This is a genomic window from Halanaerobium congolense, from assembly GCF_004366375.1.
GTDB lineage: Bacteria > Bacillota > Halanaerobiia > Halanaerobiales > Halanaerobiaceae > Halanaerobium > Halanaerobium congolense.
Genome location: NZ_SOEF01000093.1, coordinates 1 through 1,026 on the forward strand (window position 1 = coordinate 1; position 1,026 = coordinate 1,026).

Genomic DNA, 1,026 nt, shown 5'->3' on the forward strand with positions numbered 1-1,026 from the left:
TTTTACTTTTCTCCACACTTAACTAGAAGCTTTTCCCAGCGGTGGTCTACTTCTGCCTGAATTTCTTCTATCATATCTTTTTTCTCTGCTTTTGTTACATGCTTGAAGCGTCCCTGTGCTTTTAGGAATTCTTCAATAGGCAGCTTTTTCTTCGGCTTGTAGTTTAATCTCCACTCACCGTTTTCGATCTCATACATTGGCCAATAACATGTCTCTACTGCAAGCTTACAAAGTTCCATCAGCTTTTCTGGTGGATATCTCCAACCTCTTGGACATGGTGCCATTACATTTAAGAAGGTTGCTCCTTCTGTATAGATGGCTTTTTTAGCTTTTGTATGCAGATCTTTTAAGTTACCAATGAATGTAGTTTGTGCTACATATGGTAAGTTGTGATCTGCCATAATTGCTGTCATATCTTTTCTGAATTCTGACTTTCCTCTTCCTTTTTTACCTACTGGTGTTGTTGTTGTATCTGCATAGCGTGGTGTTGCTGATGATCTCTGAATTCCTGTGTTCATATAGGCTCCATTATCATAGCAAACATATGTCATATCATGGTTTCTTTCCATTGCTCCTGATAGTGACTGGAATCCGATATCATATGTTCCTCCATCTCCACCAAAGGCTATGAACTTGTAATTTGTATCTTTATCTATTTTTCCCTGCTTTTTTAGGGATTGATATGCTGCTTCGGCTCCACTTGTTGTAGCTGCTGCATTTTCAAATGCATTATGAATAAATGAATCTCTCCAGGATGTATATGGATACATGAATGTTGATACTTCTAAACATCCTGTTGCACATCCAATTACTGCTTCATCATCTTCTTCTAATGCTCTAAGCACTGTTCTTACTGCTACTGGGGCTCCACAACCTGCACACATTCTGTGTCCACCTGTAAATCTTTCTTCTTTATTTAATTCTTCTTTGAATTTATATTTCATTTCTGTTGTCACTTGCCTTTCACCTCCTGATATTTATTATTCTCTTAAGCTTAAGTAACGGTATCTTTCTCCTACTTCTCCT

Annotated in this window: 1 protein-coding gene; it reads right to left on the minus strand. The window is 37.7% G+C overall.

The features are described 5' to 3' along the window. Positions 1-2: 2 nt before the first annotated feature. On the minus strand, positions 3-944 hold the full coding sequence (locus C7954_RS13555) for a thiamine pyrophosphate-dependent enzyme (RefSeq protein WP_089655431.1): 942 nt from the start codon (positions 942-944) through the stop codon (positions 3-5). Positions 945-1,026: the final 82 nt, after the last annotated feature.